The sequence below is a fragment of the Micromonospora sp. CCTCC AA 2012012 genome, from assembly GCF_040499845.1.
GTDB lineage: Bacteria > Actinomycetota > Actinomycetes > Mycobacteriales > Micromonosporaceae > Micromonospora > Micromonospora mangrovi.
This window is the reverse complement of sequence record NZ_CP159342.1, coordinates 3,688,829-3,711,411: the sequence shown is the minus strand read 5'-3', so window position 1 is coordinate 3,711,411 and position 22,583 is coordinate 3,688,829. Positions and strand designations below refer to the sequence as shown.

General features: G+C 74.9%; 18 protein-coding genes and 1 riboswitch. Of the genes, 14 read left to right on the top strand and 4 right to left on the bottom strand.

Going from position 1 to position 22,583, the window contains the following annotated elements:
• Positions 1 to 92 precede the first annotated feature (92 nt).
• The 6 genes from ABUL08_RS16140 (at position 93) to ABUL08_RS16115 (ending at position 7,144) form a co-directional block, all read left to right on the top strand.
• Positions 93 to 1,322 carry a winged helix-turn-helix domain-containing protein gene (locus ABUL08_RS16140; RefSeq protein WP_350930741.1) on the top strand — a complete coding sequence of 410 codons (1,230 nt, stop codon included), beginning with the start codon at positions 93 to 95 and terminating at the stop codon, positions 1,320 to 1,322.
• Positions 1,312 to 1,848, top strand: a complete 537-nt coding sequence (locus tag ABUL08_RS16135; protein WP_377521748.1) for a DUF2752 domain-containing protein — start codon at positions 1,312 to 1,314, stop codon at positions 1,846 to 1,848. The genes ABUL08_RS16140 and ABUL08_RS16135 overlap by 11 nt, the downstream gene beginning before the upstream one ends.
• 93 nt (positions 1,849 to 1,941) lie before the next feature.
• Entirely contained in the window at positions 1,942 to 2,685 is a 744-nt protein-coding gene (gene thyX / locus ABUL08_RS16130) for an FAD-dependent thymidylate synthase (RefSeq protein ID WP_350938656.1), read from the top strand.
• 46 nt (positions 2,686 to 2,731) lie between these two features.
• Positions 2,732 to 3,658, top strand: a complete 927-nt coding sequence (gene dapA / locus ABUL08_RS16125) for a 4-hydroxy-tetrahydrodipicolinate synthase (RefSeq protein WP_350930739.1) — start codon at positions 2,732 to 2,734, stop codon at positions 3,656 to 3,658.
• 52 nt (positions 3,659 to 3,710) lie between these two features.
• Positions 3,711 to 5,399 (top strand): ribonuclease J, encoded by a 1,689-nt coding sequence (locus tag ABUL08_RS16120; RefSeq protein WP_350930738.1) that lies wholly within the window; start codon positions 3,711 to 3,713, stop codon positions 5,397 to 5,399.
• A gap of 194 nt (positions 5,400 to 5,593) precedes the next feature.
• On the top strand, positions 5,594 to 7,144 hold the full coding sequence (locus ABUL08_RS16115) for a S1 family peptidase (RefSeq protein WP_350930737.1): 1,551 nt from the start codon (positions 5,594 to 5,596) through the stop codon (positions 7,142 to 7,144).
• 93 nt (positions 7,145 to 7,237) lie between these two features.
• Here ABUL08_RS16115 and ABUL08_RS16110 read toward each other — a convergent pair whose 3' ends face one another.
• Together ABUL08_RS16110 and ABUL08_RS16105 are read right to left on the bottom strand one after the other, a co-directional pair.
• Positions 7,238 to 8,830, bottom strand: a complete 1,593-nt coding sequence (locus tag ABUL08_RS16110) for a YbjN domain-containing protein (protein ID WP_350930735.1) — start codon at positions 8,828 to 8,830, stop codon at positions 7,238 to 7,240.
• Positions 8,827 to 9,306 (bottom strand): type III secretion system chaperone family protein, encoded by a 480-nt coding sequence (locus ABUL08_RS16105; protein WP_350930734.1) that lies wholly within the window; start codon positions 9,304 to 9,306, stop codon positions 8,827 to 8,829. The genes ABUL08_RS16110 and ABUL08_RS16105 overlap by 4 nt, the downstream gene beginning before the upstream one ends.
• 113 nt (positions 9,307 to 9,419) lie before the next feature.
• Here ABUL08_RS16105 and ABUL08_RS16100 point away from each other — a divergent pair, with 113 nt between their 5' ends.
• Complete coding sequence (locus ABUL08_RS16100; RefSeq protein WP_350930733.1) at positions 9,420 to 11,882, top strand: FtsK/SpoIIIE family DNA translocase; 2,463 nt, start codon at positions 9,420 to 9,422, stop codon at positions 11,880 to 11,882.
• Positions 11,883 to 11,944: 62 nt separating this feature from the next.
• On the opposite strand, the gene ABUL08_RS16095 is transcribed toward ABUL08_RS16100, so the two are convergent.
• Positions 11,945 to 12,259 (bottom strand): DMT family transporter, encoded by a 315-nt coding sequence (locus ABUL08_RS16095; RefSeq protein ID WP_350930732.1) that lies wholly within the window; start codon positions 12,257 to 12,259, stop codon positions 11,945 to 11,947.
• A gap of 56 nt (positions 12,260 to 12,315) precedes the next feature.
• Positions 12,316 to 12,374, bottom strand: a riboswitch (guanidine-III (ykkC-III) riboswitch).
• 116 nt (positions 12,375 to 12,490) lie between these two features.
• On the opposite strand from ABUL08_RS16095, the gene ABUL08_RS16090 reads away from it, so the two are divergent.
• The 7 genes from ABUL08_RS16090 (at position 12,491) to pspM (ending at position 18,907) form a co-directional block, all read left to right on the top strand.
• Complete coding sequence (locus ABUL08_RS16090; RefSeq protein WP_350930731.1) at positions 12,491 to 13,420, top strand: ornithine cyclodeaminase family protein; 930 nt, start codon at positions 12,491 to 12,493, stop codon at positions 13,418 to 13,420.
• A gap of 70 nt (positions 13,421 to 13,490) precedes the next feature.
• Positions 13,491 to 15,005: a 30S ribosomal protein S12 methylthiotransferase RimO gene (gene rimO, locus ABUL08_RS16085; RefSeq protein ID WP_350930730.1), complete on the top strand. Its 1,515-nt coding sequence runs from the start codon at positions 13,491 to 13,493 to the stop codon at positions 15,003 to 15,005.
• Positions 15,006 to 15,069: 64 nt separating this feature from the next.
• Positions 15,070 to 15,663: a CDP-diacylglycerol--glycerol-3-phosphate 3-phosphatidyltransferase gene (pgsA, locus tag ABUL08_RS16080; RefSeq protein WP_350930729.1), complete on the top strand. Its 594-nt coding sequence runs from the start codon at positions 15,070 to 15,072 to the stop codon at positions 15,661 to 15,663.
• Between the two features lie 166 nt (positions 15,664 to 15,829).
• Entirely contained in the window at positions 15,830 to 16,456 is a 627-nt protein-coding gene (locus tag ABUL08_RS16075) for a CinA family protein (RefSeq protein ID WP_350930728.1), read from the top strand.
• Positions 16,457 to 16,620: 164 nt separating this feature from the next.
• The gene (locus ABUL08_RS16070) at positions 16,621 to 17,061 is read left to right on the top strand and encodes a helix-turn-helix domain-containing protein (RefSeq protein ID WP_350930727.1); all 441 of its coding nucleotides are present in this window, start codon (positions 16,621 to 16,623) and stop codon (positions 17,059 to 17,061) included.
• 186 nt (positions 17,062 to 17,247) lie between these two features.
• Entirely contained in the window at positions 17,248 to 18,111 is an 864-nt protein-coding gene (locus ABUL08_RS16065) for a PspA/IM30 family protein (protein ID WP_350930726.1), read from the top strand.
• Positions 18,112 to 18,127: 16 nt separating this feature from the next.
• Positions 18,128 to 18,907 carry a phage shock envelope stress response protein PspM gene (gene pspM, locus ABUL08_RS16060; protein ID WP_350930725.1) on the top strand — a complete coding sequence of 260 codons (780 nt, stop codon included), beginning with the start codon at positions 18,128 to 18,130 and terminating at the stop codon, positions 18,905 to 18,907.
• A gap of 67 nt (positions 18,908 to 18,974) precedes the next feature.
• Here the strand turns inward: pspM and ABUL08_RS16055 are convergent, their stop codons facing one another.
• The gene (locus ABUL08_RS16055; protein WP_350930724.1) at positions 18,975 to 22,565 is read right to left on the bottom strand and encodes a fibronectin type III domain-containing protein; all 3,591 of its coding nucleotides are present in this window, start codon (positions 22,563 to 22,565) and stop codon (positions 18,975 to 18,977) included.
• Positions 22,566 to 22,583: the final 18 nt, after the last annotated feature.

Sequence of the window (22,583 nt, the reverse complement as noted above, 5' to 3'; positions counted from 1 at the left end):
CCGTTGTATGCCCCTGCGGGCGATCGGTCCAGTGGCCGCTCCGTACGACGGTGCGGCTCGTCCGTCGTACCCGTGGAATAGGGTGCCCGACGATGGCCGCACCGGAATCGCTCTCGCTCGCCCAGGCCCGCAGGGTCGCCCTCGCCGCCCAGGGCTTCGCCGACCCGGCGCCCACCGGCGTGCCCACCCGACGGCACCTGCGCCGGGTGCTCGACCGGGTCGGGCTGATCCAGATGGACTCGGTCAACGTCCTGCAACGCGCCCACTACCTGCCGCTCTACAGCCGGCTCGGGCCCTACCCGACCACGCTGCTCGACTCGGCCGCCTACCGCCGGCCCCGGGAGCTCTTCGAGTACTGGGGCCACGAGGCGTCGCTGGTGCCGGTCGGGCTGCACGCCGCGCTGCGCTGGCGGATGGCGAAGGCCCACGACCACGCCTGGGGCAACATGCGGCGGATCGCCCGGGAGCAGCCGGAGCTGGTCGCCTGGGTCCGCGACGAGGTGGCCGCCCGCGGGCCGCTGACCGCCGCCGAGATCGAGCACGACGCGCCCCGGCCGACCGGCCACTGGGGCTGGAACTGGTCGGCGGTCAAGCAGGCCCTGGAGTTCCTCTTCTGGGCCGGCGAGGTGACCGCCGCCGAGCGGACCACCTCCTTCGCCCGCCGCTACGACCTGCCCGAGCGGGTCCTGCCGCCCGCCGTGCTGGACGCCCCCACCCCCACCGACGCCGACGCCTTCCGCGCGCTGGTCGCGGTCGCCGCCCGCGCGCTCGGCGTGGCCGCGGAGCCGGAGCTGCGCGACTACTTCCGGCTGCCGCTGGCCGGCGCCCGGCAGGCGATCGCCGAGCTGGTCGAGGCGGGGGAGCTGCTGCCGGTGGCCGTGCAGGGTTGGCGGCAGCCGGCCTGGCTGCACGCCGACGCCCGGCTGCCGCGCTGGGTCCGGGGCAACACCCTGGTCAGCCCCTTCGACCCGCTGATCTGGGAGCGGGCCCGCACCGAGCGGCTCTTCGACCTCAGCTACCGGATCGAGATCTACGTGCCCGCCCCGCAGCGGGTGTACGGCTACTACGTCCTGCCGTTCCTCCAGGGGGAGCGGTTCACCGCCCGGGTCGACCTCAAGGCCGACCGGAAGGCCGGCGTGCTCCTCGTCCCGGCCGCCTGGGTGGAGCCCGGCGTCGAGCCGGGGGAGACCGCGGTGGCGCTCGCCGCCGAGCTGCACCGGCTCGCCGGCTGGCTCGGGCTGGACGCGGTCGCCCCGCCCGCCGCCGGTGACCTCGCGGTTCCGTTGGCCGCCGCGCTGGCCGGCGTGGCCGGTGTACGGTGAGGCCGTGACGAGCGTCGACCAGCCGGCCACCCCGCCGGGCCAGCAGGAGTGGCCGCCTTACCACTACCAGCCCGTCGAGCCCGACCGGTTCACCCGGTTCGTGATCCGGCTGCACGCCCGCGCGCCCCGCTGGGCCGCCCCGCTGGCCGCGCTCGGCTGCGTCGGCATGGGCATGGCGTACGCGCTGGTCAGCGACCCGACCCAGAGCGAGCCCGACGCCCGGCCGACCTGCCTGCTCAAGCTCACCACCGGGCTGGACTGTCCGGGCTGCGGCGGCACCCGCGCCCTGTGGTACGTGCTGCACGGCGACCTGCCCGCCGCCGCCCGGCACCACTTCCTCTTCGTCTTCGCGCTGCCCTTCCTGGCCTACCTCTTCGTCGCCTGGGCCGGTAACCAGGCGTTCGGCTGGCGGCTGCCGGAGCTGCGGATCAGCTCCAAGGTGATCGGCGGGTTCCTGGCGGTCTGGCTCACCTTCTCGGTGCTGCGCAACCTCCCCTGGGCCCCCTTCACCTCCCTCTACGTCTGACCGCCGCCGCGCTCCACGTGACCGCGGTTGCACCGGGCGAGCCTGGCTTGGGCGCCGGCACCAGGGGCCACTAGAGTCCCAGGAATGCCGGAGATGGTGCAGCCCCAGGTCAAGCTGATCGCGTGGACCCAGTTCCAGGCCCCGGACGAGGTGCCGTGGTCGACCGACGCCGACGGCGGCCAGGCGCTCGCGGAGTTCGCCGGCCGGGCCTGCTACCAGAGCTGGAAGAAGCCGAACCCGGCCACCGCCACCAACGCCGGCTACCTGGCGCACATCCTGGAGGTGGGGCACCTCTCGGTGCTGGAGCACGGCTCGGTGACCTTCTACTTCACCGGGGTGTCCCGCTCCTTCACCCACGAGCTGATCCGGCACCGGCACTTCTCGTACTCCCAGCTCTCCCAGCGCTACGTCCCCGAGCGGGACGCCGCCATGGTCGAGCCGTCGGTGATCGCCGAGGACCCGGAGCTGCACAAGAAGTTCGTCGAGGCGGCCGAGGCGAGCGTCCGGGCGTACACGGAGCTGCTGGAGGGGCTGGAGCAGCGCTTCTCCGACGAGCCCAACCCGACGCTGCGCCGTAAGCAGGCCCGGCAGGCGGCCCGCGCGGTGCTGCCGAACGCCACCGAGACCCGGATCGTGGTCACCGGCAACTACCGGGCCTGGCGGCACTTCATCGGGATGCGGGCCACCGAGCACGCCGACGTGGAGATCCGCGAGCTGGCCGTGGAGTGCCTGCGTCAGCTCCAGGGGGTCGCGCCGAACGTCTTCGCCGACTTCGTGATCTCGACGCTGCCCGACGGCACCGAGGTGGCGGCCAGCCCGCACGCCGAGCTGTCCTGAGCCCTTCCCCACCGGACCTCCGGTGGTCGTCCGCTAGGTTGTGAACATGACGCACGACCACCCTGCCGCCCCCGACCGGGCCGTCTCGCGCCCGTTCGGGCGACTGCTCACGGCCATGGTGACCCCGTTCACCGCCTCCGGTGACCTCGACCTGGCCGGCGCCGTACGCCTCGCCGAGCACCTCGTCGACGAGCAGGGCAACGACGCGCTGGTGCTCAACGGCACCACCGGCGAGTCGCCGACCACCACGGAGGCGGAGAAGGAGACCCTGATCCGCGCCGTCGTGGAGGCGGTCGGCGACCGGGCCCGGATCGTCGCCGGGGTGGGCACCAACGACACCCGGCACACCATCGAGCTGGCCGCGTCGGCCGAGAAGGCCGGCGCGCACGGTCTGCTGGTGGTCACCCCGTACTACAACAAGCCGCCGCAGAGCGGGCTGCTGCGGCACTTCACCGCCGTCGCCGACGCCACCGGGCTGCCGATCATGCTCTATGACATCCCGCACCGCGCCGGGGTGCCGATCGACACCGAGACCCTCGTCCGGCTCGCCGAGCACGACCGGATCGTCGCGGTCAAGGACGCCAAGGGCGACCTGATCGCGACCTCCTGGGTGCTCAGCCGCAGCGACCTGGCCTTCTACAGCGGCGAGGACGCGCTGACGCTGCCCGCGCTCGCGGTCGGCTGCGTCGGCGTGGTCGGCACCTCGACGCACTTCACCGGCGCGCAGACCAAGCAGCTCATCGAGGCGTACGAGGCGGGCGACGTCGACACCGCGTTGCGCCTGCACCGGCGGCTGCTGCCCCTGTTCACCGGCATCTTCCGTACCCAGGGCACCATCCTGGTGAAGGCGGGCCTGGCGGCCAAGGGTCTGCCCGCCGGCCCGGTACGCCCCCCGCTGGTGGACGCCACCGCGGACGAACTGGCCCAACTGCGCGCGGACTGCGCGGCGGCGGGCCTCGACCTGCCCGAATGATCGAACGATGCGAAGGACGCCGGGTGACGGCGTCGCAGAATGAGGTGGACGAGTGACCGAGGCGCACTACGAGGGTGAGCTGCCCCCGCCACTGCCGGAGGGCGGCCTGCGGATCATCCCGCTCGGCGGACTCGGCGCCATCGGCCGGAACATGACCGTCTTCGAGTACGGCGGCAAGCTGCTGATCGTCGACTGCGGGGTGCTCTTCCCCGACGTGGAACAGCCGGGCGTGGATCTGATCCTGCCCGACTTCGGGCCGATCCTGGACCGGCTCGCCGACGTGCAGGCCATCGTGCTGACCCACGGTCACGAGGACCACATCGGCGCGGTGCCGTACCTGCTCGCGCACAAGCCGGACATCCCGCTGGTCGGTTCCCAGTTCACCCTGGCCCTGGTCGAGGCGAAGTTGGCCGAGCGGCGGATCCAGCCGTACACGTTGACCGTGCGGGAGGGCGGCCGGGAGCGGCTCGGCCCGTTCGAGTGCGAGTTCTTCGCGGTCAACCACTCCATCCCGGACGCCCTCGCGGTGGCCATCCGCACCCCGGCCGGGCTGGTGCTGCACACCGGCGACTTCAAGATGGACCAGCTCCCGCTGGACGGTCGGATCACCGACCTGGCGGGCTTCGCCCGGCTCGGCGCCGAGGGCGTCGACCTGCTGCTGTCGGACTCCACCAACGCGGAGATCCCCGGCTTCGTCACCCCGGAGCGGGAGATCGGGCCGGTCCTCGACTCGATCTTCGCGAAGGCGAAGGGGCGGATCATCGTCGCCTCGTTCGCCTCGCACGTGCACCGGGTGCAGCAGGTCTTCGACTCGGCGATCGAGCACGGCCGCAAGGTCGCGCTGATCGGCCGCTCGATGGTCCGCAACATGGGCATCGCGCGGGACCTGGGCCTGCTCAACATCCCGGCCGGTCTGGTGATCGGGATCGAGGAGGCGACCACCCTCCCGCCCGAGCAGATCGTGCTGATGTCGACCGGCTCCCAGGGCGAGCCGATGAGCGCGCTGGGCCGGATGGCCAGCGGCGACCACCGGCACATCACCATCGCCCCCGGCGACACCGTGGTGCTCGCCTCCTCGCTGGTGCCCGGCAACGAGACCTCGGTCTACCGGGTGATCAACCGGCTGGCCCGGGCCGGCGCGGTGGTGGTGCACAAGGACGTCGCCAAGGTGCACGTCTCCGGCCACGCCCCCGCCGGTGAGCTGCTCTATCTGCTCAACGTGACCCGGCCGAGCAACCTGATGCCGGTGCACGGCGAGTGGCGGCACCTGCGGGCGCACGCCCGGCTCGGCATCGAGTCCGGGGTCGCCCCGGACCGGGTGGTGCTCTGCGAGGACGGCGACGTCGTCGACCTGGTCGAGGGGCGCGCCAGCCTGGTCGGCCACGTCAAGAGCCGGTACGTCTACGTCGACGGTCTCGCCGTCGGCGACGTCAGCGAGTCGCTGCTCACCGAGCGGCGGATCCTCGGCGACGGCGGCTTCATCGCCACCACCGTCGTGGTCGACTCGGTCACCGGCAAGGTGGTCGCCGGCCCGACCCTCTCGGCGAAGGGCTTCTCCGAGGACCCGGAGGCGTTCAACCCGGTGATCCCGCTGGTCACCGAGGCGCTGAACCGGGCCGCCGCGGACGGCATCACCGACCCGCACCAGCTCCAGCAGATCGTCCGGCGCACCGTCGGACGCTGGGTCAACGACGCGTACCGGCGGCGGCCGATGATCGTGCCGACGGTGGTCGAGGTCTGACCCGCTGACGCTGTCGACGCCGGCCCGCTCCCGAGTGCGGGCCGGCGTCGTCGTTCCCGGATACGGCTGCCGGGGCCCGACGGTTCAACGGTTTCCCGGGAAATTGTTTTCCGTCGATCGCTCAACCGTTCGGCCACCGGTCACGTACTCCCCGCCGGCAGGCGCACCGGCGTCGGCCGGGAGGAGCGTGGCGGATGGACCGCAGACGGATGACAGCCATCGGCGTACTGGTGGCGGCGGCGGGCACGGCGGCGGCGGTGACCCTGCCGTCGTTCGCTGGGGAGAACGCGGCGCCGCGCACCGGTGCCTCGGCGGCGTCCGACGGCGTCGCCCCGGAGGTGGTGGACGCGCTGAGCCGCGACCTGTCGCTGAGCCCCGCGCAGGCCGTGCGGCGGCTGAAGGCCGAGCGGCGGGCCGCCGGCACGGTCGGCCGGCTCCGCACCGAGCTGGGCGCGGACTACGGCGGCAGCTGGCTCAGCGCGGACGGCGCCACCCTGACCGTGGCGGTCGCCGACCCCGCCAAGGCCGCCCGGGTGACGGCGGCGGGCGCGGTGCCGAAGCGGGTGGACCGGGGCGTGCGGGAGCTGGACGCGGTCAAGGGCCGACTCGACGCCGTGGGCCGGCAGGCCACCCCCGACATCGCCGGCTGGTACGTCGACGTCACCACCAACTCGGTGGTGGTGCTCGCCCAGCCGGGCGCCGAGGCGGCCGGTCGCCGGCTCGCCGAGGCCGGCGGGGTGCCCGCCGGGTCGGTGCGGGTGCAGACCACCCGCGAGGCGCCCCGGCCGCTCTTCGACGTCCGCGGCGGTGACGCCTTCTTCATCAACAACGCGGGCCGCTGCTCGGTCGGCTTCTCGGTGGTCGGCGGCTTCGTCACCGCCGGGCACTGCGGCCGGCCGGGGGACCGGACCACCGGCGCCAACCGGGTCGCCCAGGGCACCTTCACCGCGTCGTCCTTCCCCGGCGACGACTGGGCGGTCGTCCAGGTCAACGGCGACTGGACGCCGCAGGGCGTGGTGAACGACTTCAACGGCGGCACGGTGCCGGTCAACGGCGCCACCGAGGCCCCGGTCGGTGCGTCGGTCTGCCGCTCCGGCTCCACGACCGGCACGCACTGCGGGGTCATCCAGGCGAAGAACGCCACGGTGAACTATCCGGAGGGGACGGTCACCGGGCTGACCCGGACGAACGTCTGCGCCGAGCCGGGCGACTCCGGCGGCGCGTGGCTCTCCGGCGACCAGGCGCAGGGCGTCACCTCCGGCGGCTCCGGCGACTGCACCCAGGGCGGGGTGACCTTCTTCCAGCCGGTCACCGAGATCCTCCAGCGCAACAACCTGACCCTGGTGACCGCGAACGGCCCGGCGGCCCCGGCCGAGCCGCCCGCCACCGCCCCGCCGGCCACCACCGCGCCCAGCACGCCGCCGGTCGGCGATCCGGGCGAGTGCACCGGCCAGGTGAGCCGTACCGGGCAGGTCGCCGCGGGGCGGGCGCAGAACCAGCCGGACGGCCGCTGGTTCCGGGCCGACGCCGGCACCCAGGAGGCGTGCCTGGAGGCGCCCGACGGGGTGCTGGCCGCGCTGGAGCTGCAACGCTTCACCGCCGCCGGGTTCCGCACCGTGGCCCGCGCCGACACCACCGACGGGCCGGCCCGGCTGACCGCCGACACCCCGGCCGGCGTCTACCGCTACCGGGTGGTCGGGCTGGCCGGCACCGGCGACTACACCCTGGCGTTCTCCGCCCGCTGACCGACGCCGGGCCCGCCCGACGTCCCTCGACCGCGGCCCCCGTCCACCACCGCCCGGTGGTCGGGGGCCGCGCCACACCCCGGGGGTACGCGCTCAGGGCAGCGCCGCCACCGCCTCGGCGTACGCGACGCCGGTGCTGACGGTCGCGGTGAGCAGCACCACGAGCTGGGTCGGGGCCACCCCGTGCGCCAGGTCGGTGGTGACGTCCCCGGCCAGCACCAGCGTGCCGTCCCCCGGATCGTGCACGTACGCCTTGGGCAGCAGCCGGTCGTGGTTCCAGGCGTTGCAGAAGGCGTACGCCTCGGCGAGCCGACCCGCGGCCAGCCGGCGGGTCGCCACCACCCGGGCGTGCAGCACCTCCCCGCGCCGCCCCAGCCGGCGGAACTGGATGACCGCCTCGCCCCACCGGCCGACCACCGTGCCGTCCGGCTCTACCGCGTAGCCGTCGCCGCGCCGGTCCAGGGCGGACGTGACCAGGGCGAGACTGAGCGGGGCCGGCTCGTCCTCGGCCGGCGTGGGGTCGTCGGCCGGCCCGGCCGGGTCGGGCCACTCGTCGGGCGCGTCCCCGGCCGGCAGCGGCACCACCTCGGCCAGCGGCCGTTCGGCCAGCCAGGAGGCGATCCGCCCGGACTGGTGACCGGTGCCGTTGCGGGCGTCGAAGCTGCCGGCCAGCTCGGTGGCGACGGCGAGCAGGTCGGCGCCGAGCGTCGCGGTGTCCACCTCGGCGGCCGGGCGGGCGCCGTGCCCGGGCCGGTGCAGCCGCCGCCCGCCGAGCCCGGCGTCGACGGCCAACCCGCACAGCAGCGCCCCCGCCGCCGCGAACTCCATCGCGGAGAGGTCGTCGTACGGGTCGTCCAGCCGGGGCAGCTGCTCGGCGAGGATGTCCAGCCCCCGGTCCAGGTGCCCACCCACCGCGCAGAACCGCAGGTGCGCGGCGAGCAGCGGGAACGCCGCCCGTTCCCGCCGGTGCCGGCGGTACGCCCGCACGTGCGCCCGGGCCGCCCGGTCCGGTTCGCCGCTGCGCAGCCACGGCAGCAGCGCCCCGACCAGCGCCCGTTCCGGCTGGTCGGTGCAGCCCACCTCGCCGGCGAGCACCGGCCGCAGCTCGGCCAACGCCTCGGCGTGCTCGCCCCACCCGGCGCGCAGTTCCGCCCGCCGGGCCGGCGCACAGCCGGGGCAACCGTCCACGGGAGCGGACCCGTCCGGGGCGGAGCGCCAGCGGTCGTACGCCCGGCGGGCGGTCGGCTCGTCACCGAGGTGGTCGGCGATCCGGCAGCGCAGTTCGGCGACCGGCCCGGCGTCGGGGCCGAGCCGGTCGGCCAGGTCGGCCAGGAGGGACCGGGCCTGGTCCAGGCCGACCCGGGGGGTGCCGAGGAACGCCTCGACGGCGTACCGCTGATGGCGGTGCAGGGTGTCGGCCAGCTCGGGGCGGTCGGCGCGCAGCCCCGGCGTCCGGTCCAGCGTGTCCACGACTCGGCGCACCGGGTCGAGCAGCCGCCACCGCTGGCCGCCGTGCAGGTACGCCTCGACCAGCGCCAGTCGGGCGGCCAGCGCGGTGCCCGGGTCGCCGGTCGCGTCGGCCTGCGCGGCGATCCGTTCCAGCTCCGCGCAGCGGGCCGCGCCGTCGGGCAGGTCCCGGGCGTCGGCCAGGGCGTCGGCGAGCCGCTGGTCGCGGGAGGTGGTCACCGGTCCGCCCCGCCGGCCAGCCGGCCCACCTCGGCGGCGAGCTGGCACCCGGTGGCGATGCCGCAGTCGATCAGCTGGTCGAGCTGGTGCGGCGTCACCCCGCGTTCCAGGTCGGTGATGACCTCGCCGATCACCTGCGCCCGGCCGTCGTCGTCCACGTGCACGAACGCCTTGGGCAGCAGCCGGTCGTGGTTCCACCCGTTGCAGAAGGCGTAGAGGGTGGGGACCTGCTCGATGCCGAAGCGCGGGCCGGTGACGGTGCGGACCTGGAGCAGCTCACCGGCGCTGCCCCGACGGTGGAACCAGATCAGGTTGTCCTCCCAGCGGCCCACCAGGTCGCCGTTGTCGTCCACACCGATCGCGTACCCCCGGTTGGCCAGCACCGCGGCGATCAGCTCGTGGGTCAGCGGACGCAGCACCTGCGGGTGTCCGGCCAGGGGGCCGTCCGGACCGTCCTCGATCTCCGGCGACGCCATGGGGCATCCCTTCTGAGGCGAATAACACACCGACGGCGCGGTCCGCTGGTGCGACGCGCGGACACGACCCGGAAAAGCGGCGTTCTGCCGGGTGACGCCGTTACGGTGACTCTATGGCGGGCCGTACCTCTCAGGCGAGCCGGCGACGCGGCGCGTCGCCGCGCGGCGCGACCAACAGTCGTGCCCGCCAACCGGCGAAGAAGACCACCCGGGCCCCGGCCCGGCGGCGACCCGTGGCCCGCAGCGGCCCGGCCGTCTACGTCGGACGCGCGGTCGGCGCGGTCTGGATGGGCCTGGCCCACGGCGTCGGCTGGGCGGTACGCGGCGCCGGCCGGCAGGTCGCCTCGGCCCGCGACCTCGACCCGGAGCACCGCCGCGACGGCGGCGGGCTGCTGGTGTTCGGCCTCGCCATCCTCAGCGCGGTGGCCATCTGGTTCGGCGGCGCCGGCCCGGTCGGCGCCCGGCTGGCCGACACCGTCCGGCTCTTCCTCGGCGCGATCGCGATCGTCGTCCCGGTGCTGCTGATGATCGGTGCCTGGCGGCTGATGCGCACCCCCGCCGACCCCGCACACCGCGGCCGTGGCCTGGTCGGCTGGGGGTCCATGCTGGTCGCCACCGCGGCGATGCTGCACATCGGACAGGACCCGGTCGACGCCGTCCAGCGCGACTACGCCGGCGGCCTGGTCGGCGCGGGCATCGGCGACCTGCTGGAGGCGGGGCTGACCGCCTGGGTGGCGGTGCCGCTGCTGATCCTGCTGCTGGTCTTCGGGCTGCTGGTGGTGACCGCCACCCCGATCAACAAGATCCCCGAGCGGCTCGGGCTGCTCGCCGGCACGCTGGTCGCACCCCCCGAGGTCGCCGACGACGAGACCGAGGTCGTGGTGGTGGAGAAGCCGGCCCGCAAGCGGCCGGCCAAGCGGCTGCCGCCACCGCTGGACCCGGACGACCCGGACGCCGACGTGGATGGCGTCGACCTCCAGGACACCCTGGTCATCCCGCGCAAGCCCCCGTCGAAGGTGCCCGCCAGCCGCAAGCCGGTCGAGCCGCCGGAGCACTCGCCGCTGCCCACCCGCGCCGAGCAGCTCGAACTCAACGGGCTGGCCGGCGACTACACCCTGCCGCCGGCCAACATGCTCAGCGGCGGTGCCGCGCCGAAGACCCGGAGCAAGGCCAACGACGAGGTGATCGCCGCGCTGACCGGCGTCTTCGACCAGTTCGGGGTGGACGCCGCGGTCACCGGCTTCACCCGGGGCCCGACGGTGACCCGCTACGAGGTCGAGCTGGGCCCGGCCGTCAAGGTCGAGCGGATCACCCAGCTCTCCCGCAACATCGCGTACGCGGTGAAGTCGCCGGACGTGCGGATCCTCAGCCCGATCCCCGGCAAGAGCGCGGTCGGCGTGGAGATCCCCAACACCGACCCGGAGAACGTGGCGCTCGGCGACGTGCTGCGCTCCCGCGCCGCGACCAGCGACCACCACCCGATGGTGGTGGCGCTCGGCAAGGACATCGAGGGTGGCTTCGTGGTGGCCAACCTCGCGAAGATGCCGCACATCCTGATCGCCGGCGCGACCGGCGCCGGCAAGTCGTCCTGCCTGAACTCGCTGCTGGTGTCGATCCTCACCCGGGCCACCCCGGACGAGGTGCGGCTGTTGCTGATCGACCCGAAGCGGGTCGAGATGACCGGCTACGAGGGCATCCCGCACCTGGTCACCCCGATCGTGACCAACGCGAAGAAGGCGGCCGACTCGCTGGACTGGGTGGTCCGCGAGATGGACATGCGCTATGACGACCTCGCCGCCAACGGGGTCCGGCACATCGACGACTTCAACCGCAAGGTGCGCAACGGCGAGATCAAGGCCCCGCCGGGCAGCGAGCGGGAGATGCGCCCCTACCCCTACCTGCTGGTGATCGTGGACGAGCTGGCCGACCTGATGATGGTCGCCCCGCGCGACGTGGAGGACTCGGTCGTCCGGATCACCCAGCTCGCCCGGGCCGCCGGCATCCACCTGGTGCTGGCCACCCAGCGCCCGTCGGTCGACGTGGTCACCGGCCTGATCAAGGCGAACGTGCCGTCCCGGCTGGCGTTCGCCACCTCGTCGCTGGCCGACTCGCGGGTCATCCTCGACCAGCCCGGCGCGGAGAAGCTGCTCGGCCGCGGTGACGGGCTCTTCCTGCCGATGGGCGCGTCGAAGCCGGTCCGGATCCAGGGCGCCTGGGTGACCGAGCGCGAGATCGCCGACGTGGTGAAGTTCTGCAAGGACCAGCGCGAGCCGGAGTTCCGCCCCGACGTACTGGCTCCGGCGCAGGAGAGCAAGAAGAAGATCGACGAGGACATCGGCGACGACCTGGACCTGCTGGTGCAGGCCGTGGAGCTGGTGGTCACCTCCCAGTTCGGCTCGACCTCGATGCTCCAGCGCAAGCTGCGGGTCGGCTTCGCCAAGGCCGGCCGCCTGATGGACCTGATGGAGACCCGTGGCGTGGTCGGCCCGTCCGAGGGTTCCAAGGCGCGCGACGTGCTGGTCAAGCCGGACGAGCTGGAAGAGGTGCTGGTCGGGCTGCGCGGCGCGGAGGACTAGCCCCACGACGCACGACAGGGCCCGCCGGAGGAGATCCGGCGGGCCCTGTCGGCGTACGGGGGTCAGTGGAAGATCTTCAGCCCGACCACGCCCGCGACGACCAGGAAGAGGCAGCCGATCCGGGGCAGGCTGGCCGACTCGCCGAGCGCCAGCATCCCGACCAGCGCCGTGCCCACCGCACCGATGCCCACCCAGACGGCGTAGCCGGTGCCGACCGGGATGTCGCGCAGCGCGTACGCCAGGCCGGCCATGCTGAGCACCAGCGACACGGCGAAGACGGCGGAGGGGAGGGGGCGGCTGAAGCCGGCGCTGCGGTCGAGGGCGATCGCCCACGCCGTCTCCAGCAGTCCGGAGAGCACCAGCACGATCCAGGCCATGGCGGTCACCTCGGTACACGGGCCCGGCCACCGGGGCCGGGACGAGTCGGTCGTCGTCCGGGGCGTCTTGGCCTGACCGGGTACGCCCACGACTCGTCCGGGACGGCGCCCGGTCGGAGACCGGCGGTGCCGCCGCAGCCGACGGTAGCACCGGAGGCGACCGCGTCCGGCACGGTGACCTTCCCCACCCGTGGTGGAGTTCAACTTCGCTTCAAGTTGCAGGATGGGGCCATGAGCCTGCTCTTCACCGACGACGACGTCGTCGCGCTGGACGCCGCCGCCACGGTCGCCGCGATGCGGGACGCGCTGCTCGCCGCCCACGCCGGTCGGCTGGTCGCCCCGCCCCGGGCCTCCGCGCCGCTCGGCGGCGGCCGGCTCGTGCTCACCGCCGGCCACCTCACCGGCGACTGGTACGGCTTCCGCTCCTACGACACCTTCGGGCACCCCGAGAGCGAGCAGCTCGTGGTCCTGCACGACGCGGTGACCGGCGCGGTGCGGGCCATCGCCGTCGGCGAGGAGCTGGGCTCCCGGCGGACCGGGGGACTGGGCGGGGTGGCCGTCGACGCCCTCGCCCGCCCCGACGCGACCACGCTCGGCGTGATCGGCTCCGGCCGGCAGGCGTGGACCCAGCTCTGGGCCGCCGCCGCGGTCCGCCCGCTGCGCGAGGTGACCGTGCACAGCCGGTCGGCAGCCCGGCGGGAGGCGTTCGCCGCCCGGGTCCGCACCGAGCTGGGCGTGGCGGCCCGGGCCGTCGGGACCGCCGCCGAGGCGGTGGCCGACCGGGACGTGGTGGTGCTCGCCACCACCAGCACCACGCCGGTCCTCGCCGCCGCCGACCTCGCCCCGGGCACCCACGTCAACGTCGTCGGCTTCAAGCAGGCCGACCGGCACGAGTTCGGCACCGACCTGCTGGACGCCGCCGAGGTGCTGGTCACCGACTCACCCGCACAGGCCGCCGCGTACGTCCCGCCGATGCTCGCGGCCGTCGACCCGTACGCCGGGCGGCTGCGTGACCTGGGCGCGGTGCTGGCGGGTGCGGTCCCGGGCCGGACCGGCGCGGACCAGATCTCGGTCTTCTGCTCCACCGGCCTGGCCGGCACCGAGGTCTTCCTCCTCGACCGCCTGGTCCGGGTCGCCGCCCCGCCGCACCCCGTCCGGTGACCTGCGCCGCACCGGGCCCCGTCACCCGGGCGGGCGGCGCGGGGGTCGCCGCGCGGCCCGGTACCCTCGGATGGTGTCTGCCAACCCCAACCCCCCTGCTCCCGCCGAGAGCCGTCGCGTCGCCCTGCTGACGCTGGGCTGCGCCCGCAACGAGGTCGACTCGGAGGAGCTGGCCGCCCGGCTGCACGCCGACGGCTGGCAGGTCACCACCGACGGCGAGGGCGCCGACGTGGTGGTCGTCAACACCTGCGGGTTCGTGGAGAAGGCCAAGCAGGACTCCATCCAGACGCTGCTCGCCGCCGCCGACACCGGCGCCAAGGTGGTCGCCGCCGGCTGCATGGCCGAGCGGTACGGCCGTGAGCTGGCCGACAGCCTGCCCGAGGCGCAGGCGGTGCTGAGCTTCGACGACTACCCCGACATCGCCGCCCGGCTGGACGCGGTGGTGGCCGGCGAGTCGTTCGTCGCGCACACCCCGCGCGACCGGCGCGAGCTGCTGCCGCTCACCCCGGTCCAGCGCCAGTCGTCGGCGGTGTCGCTGCCCGGCCACGGCACCCCGACCCGGGTCGCCCCGCAGACCGACGAGCACACCCCGGCCCACCTGCGGCAGGTGCTGCGGCACCGGCTCGACACCGGGCCGGTCGCCTCGCTCAAGCTGGCCAGTGGCTGCGACCGGCGCTGCGCGTTCTGCGCCATCCCCGCCTTCCGCGGCGCCTTCGTCTCGCGTACGCCGGACGAGCTGCTCGCCGAGGCGGAGTGGCTGGCCCGTACGGGCGTCCGCGAGCTGGTGCTGGTCAGCGAGAACTCCACGTCGTACGGCAAGGACCTGGGCGACCCGCGGGCGCTGGAGAAGCTGCTGCCGCAGCTCGCCGCCATCGACGGCATCGTCCGGGTGCGGGCCAGCTATCTCCAGCCCGCCGAGACCCGGCCCGGTCTGGTCGAGGTGATCGCCACCACGCCCGGCGTCGCCGCGTACTTCGACCTGTCGTTCCAGCACTCCAGCGAGCCGGTGCTGCGCCGGATGCGCCGCTTCGGCTCGACCGACCGCTTCCTGGAGCTGCTCGCCTCCGCCCGCGCCCTGGCGCCGGCGGCCGGCGCGCGGAGCAACTTCATCGTCGGCTTCCCCGGCGAGACCCGGGCCGACGTGGACGAGCTGGTCCGCTTCCTGACCGAGGCGCGGCTCGACGCGATCGGCATGTTCGACTACAGCGACGAGGACGGCACGGAGGCCGCCGGCCTGCCCGGCAAGGTCTCCGCCGCCACCGTCAAGCGCCGGTACGACCGGCTCAGCGCGCTCGCCGACGAGCTCTGCTCGCAGCGGGCCGAGGAGCGGCTCGGCTCGACCGTCGAGGTGCTGGTCGACTCGGTCGACGACGGCGTGGTCGAGGGGCGCGCGGCCCACCAGGCCCCCGAGGTCGACGGCTCGACCACCCTGGTCTCGCCGACCGTCGGCGGGGTCGACCTGGCCGCGCTGCGCCCCGGCGACCTGGTCCGGGCCACGGTCACCGCGACCGAGGGTGTCGACCTGGTGGCCGTACCGGATGAGATGATCTCGGCAGCGTCCCGCGCGGCACACGTCGGGTCCTGACGGAGTGGGGGAGCCACGTGGTGGGGTGCCGGGTACGCCACGGCGGCCGGAGCGGGGTGCGGGGATGACCGGGGCGGAGTCCACGGCGGCGGCCCCGGTGGTCGCCCGGGTGCCGGTGCTCAACGCGGCGAACGCGCTGACCGCGCTGCGGCTGATGCTGGTGCCGGTCTTCGGCGTGTCGGTGATCCTCTCCGGGATGACCCACGCCGGCTGGCGGATCGCCGCCTGCCTGATCTTCGCGGTGGCCTCGGCGACCGACCTGGTGGACGGCTGGATCGCCCGCCGGTTCGGGCTGGTCACCTCGGTCGGCAAGGTGGCCGACCCGATCGCCGACAAGGCGCTCACCGGCGCCGCCCTGGTGCTGCTCTCCTGGTACGACCGGCTGCCCTGGTGGGTGACCGCGGTGATCCTCGCCCGCGAGCTGGGCATCACCGCGCTGCGCTTCTGGGTGATCCGGCACGGCGTGATCGCGGCCAGCCGCGGTGGCAAGATCAAGACGGCGTTGCAGATCCTCGCCATCGCCTGGTACCTCTGGCCGATGCCCGCCGCGCTGGCCGCCGTCGGCCCCTGGATCATGGGCGCCGCGGTGGTCGTCACCGTCCTCACCGGCTTCGACTACATCGCCCAGGCCCTCCGCCTCCGCCGTCCCACCCCCTGACCCACCCACCCCGCCCCACCCCCCCTCGCCCCGTCGATCATGGAGTTGGCGGCGGTGACGGAGATCCACCACGCCGCCGACGCCATGATCGACCGGGAATCGGCGGGCGCGGCGGATTCGACTGGGAGGATGAGTAGCGGGGGTCGGTGAGGGAAGGAGATCCGGCATGGGGACGGATGCGAGGCACGAACGGCCCGCCGGGAGCCCGGCGGCGGCCGTCGTGCACAGCCTGCACGAGCGGCACGAGACCCTCGCGACGGTCGAGTCGCTCACCGGTGGGCTGCTGTCCGCCTCGATCGTCGAGATCGCCGGGGTGAGCGGCGTCTACCGGGGCGGTCTGGTGGTCTACGCCACCGAGCTGAAGTCGGAGCTGGCCGGCGTACCGGAGGATCTGCTCGCGGCGCGCGGGCCGGTCGACCCGGACGTGGCCGTCGCGCTGGCCGAGGGCGGGCGGCGGCGGTGCGGGGCCGACTGGGGGCTCGCCACCACCGGCGTCGCCGGGCCGGAACCGCAGGACGGCAAGCCGGTCGGCCTGGTGTACGTGGCGGTGGCCAGCCCGGTCGGCACCGAGGTGCGGCAGCTCGACCTCGACGGCGGGCGGGACCACATCCGCTCGGCGGCGGTGATCGAGGCGCTGCGGCTGCTGGCCGAGCAGATCCACGCCGTCGAGGCGGCGGAGACGGCGGGCGGCGGCACGGCGGCGTCCGAGCCTCGGGAACTCCCCGACCCGACCGACGCCGACACACCCGACGACGTGGTCGTCGCCGAGCAGGCCGGGGTCGGTCCCCGGTGACGGCCCGGCCAAATGGAGGGGCGGGGCGGGATGTCGGCGGGCCGGGCAACGGGTACGGTTGCGGGAAGGCTTCGACGGTTCAGCGTCGGCGCCGGGAGCGGTCCACCGCGCCCGGTGCGTCGCCGCCGGCCGCGGAGCGGATGGTCCCGTCAGGGGGAGGTGCGATGGTCCTGCTACGCCGGGTGATCGGTGACGCGCTGCGGGCGCGCCGACAGGGTCAGCACCGCACGCTGCGCGAGGTCTCCTCCGCCGCCAACGTCAGCCTCGGCTACCTGTCCGAGATCGAACGCGGCCAGAAGGAGCCCTCCAGCGAACTGCTGGCCGCCATCTGCGACGCCCTCGGCGCCCGCCTCTCCGAGCTGCTGCGTGAGGTCAGCGACACCGTCGCCCTGGCCGAGCAGATGCCCGGCGTGCTGGTGCCGGTCGCCGACGAGCCGACGCCGGTCGCCGCGACCGCCGTCCGCAAGGCCACCAACCGCGGCGTCCGCCACGTCAGCTCCGACGGTGCGGTGGCCGTGCAGGTCCGCCAGGACTCGCCGCTGAAGGCGACCCTGCGCAGCACCCGGGTCCGCCCCGCCGAGCGGGACGTGGTCTGCGCCGCCTGAGCCGGCCACCGCGCTCCGTGGCCGGGGTGGCCCACGCCGCGTAGGGTTGATCAGGGTCGCACCGCGCGTCGTCGGCAGCGGTACGGATGCCGGGCTGGCGTCCGGCTGCAACGATGGAGACACGCCGCGCGGCCCGCCGGTCGGCCTCCGCCCGGCACGCGACGCTACTGAGGGGACAACGCGGAGATGGCGAACCCGTTCGTCAAGGGTTGGAAATACCTGATGGCGCTCTTCGGCGCGAGGCTCGACGAGCACGCCGACCCGAAGGTGCAGATCCAGCAGGCCATCGAGGAGGCCCAGCGGCAGCACCAGGCCCTGGTCCAGCAGGCAGCCGCGGTGATCGGCAACCAGCGGCAGCTGGAGATGAAGCTCTCCCGGCAGATGTCCGAGGTCGAGACGCTCCAGGCGAACGCCCGGCAGGCCCTGGCGCTGGCCGACCAGGCCCGGGCCCGGGGCGACGAGGCCGAGGCCGGGCGCTACGAGCAGTCCGCCCAGCTGCTGGCCACCCAGCTGGTCTCCGCCGAGCAGGCCACCGAGGACCTGAAGACCCTGCACGACCAGGCGCTCGGTGCCGCCGCGCAGGCCCGCAAGGCGGTCGAGAACAACTCGATGATCCTCCAGCAGAAGCTGGCCGAGCGCACCAAGCTGCTCAGCCAGCTGGAGCAGGCCAAGATGCAGGAGAGCGTGGCCCGCTCGCTGGAGTCGATGTCCTCGATGACCGCGCCCGGCACCACCCCCTCGCTGGACGAGGTGCGGGACCGGATCGAGCGCCGCTACGCCACCGCGATGGGCCGCGCCGAGCTGGCCGGCAACTCCGTCGAGGGACGGATGCTGGAGATCCAGAAGGCGACCCTCGACTCCGCCGGATCGGCGAGACTGGAACAGATCCGGTCGAGCATGGCCGGCGAGCAGCTCGCCGGCCGGTCGGACCGTCCCGCGGTGTCGCAGGCCGGCCCCGCCACCGACCCGGCCGCCGCCGCCCGGCTCGACGAGATCCGGGCCAGCATGAGCCGGGAACGCGGTACCGGAGACAGCACCGCCACGGGCTGAGCGCGAGGAGACACCGATGGCCGACGAGCGGGCCCGACACTTCCGACGACTGCGCCGGCTGCGGCGCTCCGCCCGACGGTGGAGCGTCCTGGCCGGCGGGCTCGGCGGGGCCGCCGCCGTGCTCACCCCGTACGCCGGGCTCGGGCTGCCGGACGCGGCCTGGGCCGGTGCCGCCGGCAGCGCCATCGCCGTCACCGTCTGGCGCTGGCTCGACCTGCGCGCGCTGGCCGCCGTGCCCGCGCCGCCCGCCCTCGAACCCGCCGAAGCCGCCGCCCGGTCCCGGGCGCGGCTGGTGTCCGCCGTCGAGCGGCTGCCCGTCGGCCCCGGCGTGCTCGCCGAGGTACGCCGGGTCCGCGCCCGGTTCGCCCTGCGCGGCACCACCGCCGCCGACGCCTGGGCCCGGCTGGACCGGGCCGCGCTCACCCTCGCCGGGATGGCCGGCCGGCTGACCGGGCTGGCCGAGCCGGCGGTCCGCGAGGCCGCCGACGCGGACCGGTCGCTGCGGGACCTGGCCGGCCGGGTGGCCAGCGTGGAACGTGCCCTCGCACTCGCCCCCGCCGAGGCCCGGCCCCCGCTGGCCGAGGCGCACGGCACCCTGGTCGCCCAGTTGGACGCCGGGGTGGCGGCGTACGAGCGGCTGGTCGTCGCGGCGGCCGGCTACGTCGCCGAGGACGCCCGGCCGAGCGGCCCGCACCCGGCCGCCTCCCGACTCACCGAGGCCACCGACCTGCTGCACGGCGTCGCCTCCGCCCTCGCCGAACTCCGCACCGGCCACACCCCCCTCCGCACCCCCTGACCCCCGTCGCGCACTTTCTCGTATTCGCTGTCGACCGGGCCCTCGTTCAGGGCAGTTGCGGGGCGGGTCAGGGCGGGGTGGTGACGGCGGCGGGGGTGGTCCAGGGGGACGTGCCGACGACGTTGAAGGCGCGGACCCGGTAGTGGTAGGTGACGCCCCGCGCCAGACCGGTGTTGGTGAAGCCCCGGCCGGTGACCGTGAACGCGGCCAGCTCGCCACGGAACGCCGGGTCGGTGGCGCGTTCCACCACGAAGCCCGCACCCGGACCGGGGGGCGGGCCCGCCGACCAGCTCAGGACCACCGTCGCGGTGTCCGGTCCGGGCACGGCGACGAGGACACCCACCCCGCCGGGGGCCGTCGGCCGGGGCGGCGTGGTCACCACGGCCACCGTCGACCAGGGTGAGGCCGCGCCCAGGTACGTGGTCCGCACCCGGTAGTAGTACGTGGTGTCCGGGGCCACCGCCGCGTCCACATGGCTGTCGCCGACCCCGATCGCGGTGGTGGCCGGCCCGCTGGTGAACGTCGGGTTCGTCGCCCGCTGCACGTCGACGCCGGTGGCGAAGGAGCGGTTCGCCCAGCGCAGCGCCACCCGCAGCGGCGCGGCCGGCGGGACCGTCGCGGTGACCTTCGCCGGCGCGGTCAGCCGCACCGACGCGGGGACGCTGTTCGACCAGGCCGAGCAGCTCACCGCGTTCTCGGCGCGGATCCGGTAGTGGTAGGTCACGCCCGGCGTCACCGTCGCGTCGGTGTACCGGGTCGCGCCCGCCGCCACGGTCAGCTCGGTCAACCCGGCCGTGAAGCCCGGGTCGGTGGCGCGTTGCAGCAGGTGGCAGCTCGCCGGGGGAGCACCGCCGTTGCCGGTCCAGGCCAACGCGACGGCCGGCAGCGCGGTCGCCGAACCGGGCGCCGGGGTGGCGGTCAGCCCGGTCGGCGCCCGAGGCGAGACCCGCAGCACCAGCGGACGGCTCATGCCCTGGTCGCGCAGCCCGGCCGCCTGGCTCTGCCAGCGGTACTCCCAACCCAGGTTGACCAGATGGTTCACCACCGTCGCCGGTTGCCCGTCCACCGGGCTGACCGGGGTGGCGTCGAGTCGTACGCCCGCCGGCCGGGTCGGGTCGAGCAGCCGTACGCTGTCGCCGAGCTTGAACGGCAGCGGGGGCGGGACGGGGCGCAGCGCGACGATCACGTCCTCCCGGGGGTTGACCCGGAACGTCTCCTTCCAGCCCAGTTCGCCGCCGTCCGGCGGACGGACCGCGCCGTCCCAGCCCACCCGGTTGACCAGCTGCACGTCGCAGCCACTCACGTGCACCACCTGGGTCTGCGGGGCGTCACCGACGATCCGCCAGAGCTGGGTGCCGTCGCCGGGCGCGCCGACCGGCGTGGTGGGCTCGGTGACCGACAGCACCTCGGTGGCCGGGTCGGCCGGGCCGAGCGGCAGGGTGCCCGGGGTGAGCGGACCGGCCTGCGGGTGCCGGACGCCCAGCCGACCGACCGCCCGGCCGTGCCGGGGCTCGAAGACCTGCCCGACCGTCTTCACCGTCACCGGCAGGGTCACCGGGCTGACCGCGCCGACCGGCGTGAAGCTGACCGTGGTGGCGTGCGCCGGCACCAGCGTCTCCCGGAGCGTCCGGGTGCCGAAGGCCCGGTCGTAGGCGGGCTGCGGCACGATCGGCGGCCGCTGGCTGGCCGCGTACGCGCCGGGGAGGCGTTCGGCGAGCCGGGTCAGGTCGTACCGGGCGGCCGGGGTGCCGGTCACCCGGAACTGGAGCAGGGTCCGGGTGTTCGGGCCGTACCCGGGGCGGGTCGGCGGGAGCCCGCCCGAGGCGGTGCGGTCCGGGGCGTCGGTGTGGTGGTCGTACCGGGGGTCGAAGCGGGGCAGCGGCGCCGGGCAGTCGTTGTAGAGGATCAGGGTGCTGCCCGGTGGCACGGCCGAGAAGTCGACCACCACGTCGGCCCGTTCGCCGGGCGCGAGCAGCAGGGTGTGCCCGTCGACGTTGAGCACCGCCGGGTCCTGCCGGTCCACCCGGAAGCCGACCGGACGGTTCGGCAGCACCACCGGGGCGGGGAGCAGACCGCACTCGTTGCCGATCCGGACGAACTCCGGGCCGGCCGCCCGCGGGTCGGGCACCCCGCCGTCGCGCCCGTCCGTCGGCCAGTACGGCGGCCGGTCCGCCGCCCGTACCGCCTCCACCATCGGCACCTCACCCGTGTCCGGGTCGGCCGGACCGCCGTCGTCGCCCTCGTCCGGGCCGTCGGCGCGGGCCCGGTAGAGCTGGAGGTTGAGGCTGCGGTCCGCGCACGCGTTGAGCACCCGGAACCGGTACGCCTTCGGCTCCACTACCAGGTAGGGGTAGGCCACCCCGTTGACCAGCGGAGTGTCCCCGTACGCCTCGGGCACCGCCGACGGGTGCGGCACGCCCGGGGTCAGCGGCGGCTCGTCGGGTTCGGCGACCGGGTCGTGGTGCGGGTTCGGCACCGGGGCGACCCACGGGCTGCCGGTGCCGTCCGGGTCGTGCGTCCACGGCCCGTAGTCCCACCGCCCGGTCGGGTTCACCCCGTCGGTCCGGTACGGATTCTGCCGCGACTGGTAGACGTGCGGGTGCCAGAGGCTGCCCCGGGCCCCCCAGCGGTCCCGGTCCCACGTCGGGTCCTGGGCGGCGAGCTGGGCGTCGTCCGGCACGAAGGTCTTGTCCTGGATCACCAGCGGCAGCTCCTCGGCGGGGAGCACGCCGTCGTCGACGAGGCGCTCCTCGGCCGCGTCGGTGAGCACACAGAGCGCGAGCTGTCCGGAATAGACGGTGAGCCGGGAGAGCCCGAGGGTGTTGTCGTGCAGCCACATCAGCCGGCCGCTCTGCTCGTTCGGGAAATAGAGCGTGACCGCCCCCGCCCCGGGCGGCGGCATGTCCGGCACCGGCACCGTGCCCACCCCGGTCGGGTACGGGGTGATCTCACCGGCCGGGGTGATCCACTGCCACGGGTTGCCGGCGCTGATCCAGCCGGTCTGCGCCCCGGCCAGGTGCGGCACCGCCCGGTTCTGCGGGTACGGCGCCGGCCCGTCCAGCGGCCCGACACCCGCCCCGTCCACCGTCCCGTCCACCGGCAGGAACAGCTCACCGGCCCGGCCGGTGGGGAGCTGGTTGATGAACTTGATCCGGACCGGGCGACCCCGCCGCGCCCGGATCAGCGGGCCCAGGTGCCAGGGCCGTTCCGGCGGGCTGACCGTGTTGTGCCCGGTCGCGTCGGTGCCCAGGTTGAGCTGGCGGTAGCCGCGCAGCCGGGTCGCCGGCAGGTCCCGGTGCAGCTGCTGGGCGTACTCCTGGAGCCCGATCTCGTAGTAGTCGCAGCCCGGCCAGGTGATGGTGTCCGGCACCGCCACCGGCAACCGCGCGCCCGGCCCGCCAGGCAGCGGCAACGGGTCGACGAACTTGCGGATGCCGGTGCCCGGCACCACCCGCCCGTCGCGGTCCGACACCGGCAGCGGGCTGGCCGCGAAGTTCGGCACCGGGCCGAAGCAGCGCGGCGCGACCGCCGGGTCCAGGCTGGGCCGGGCGGGCCCGGTCTCGGCGACCCGGGCGGCCGGCACGGTCGGCGGGTGGTCCTCGCCGGTCCGGGCGGTGCGGTCCGCCCAGCCTGGCCGGAGTCTGCGGAACAGGGCCATGGCTCTCCCCGGGGCCGG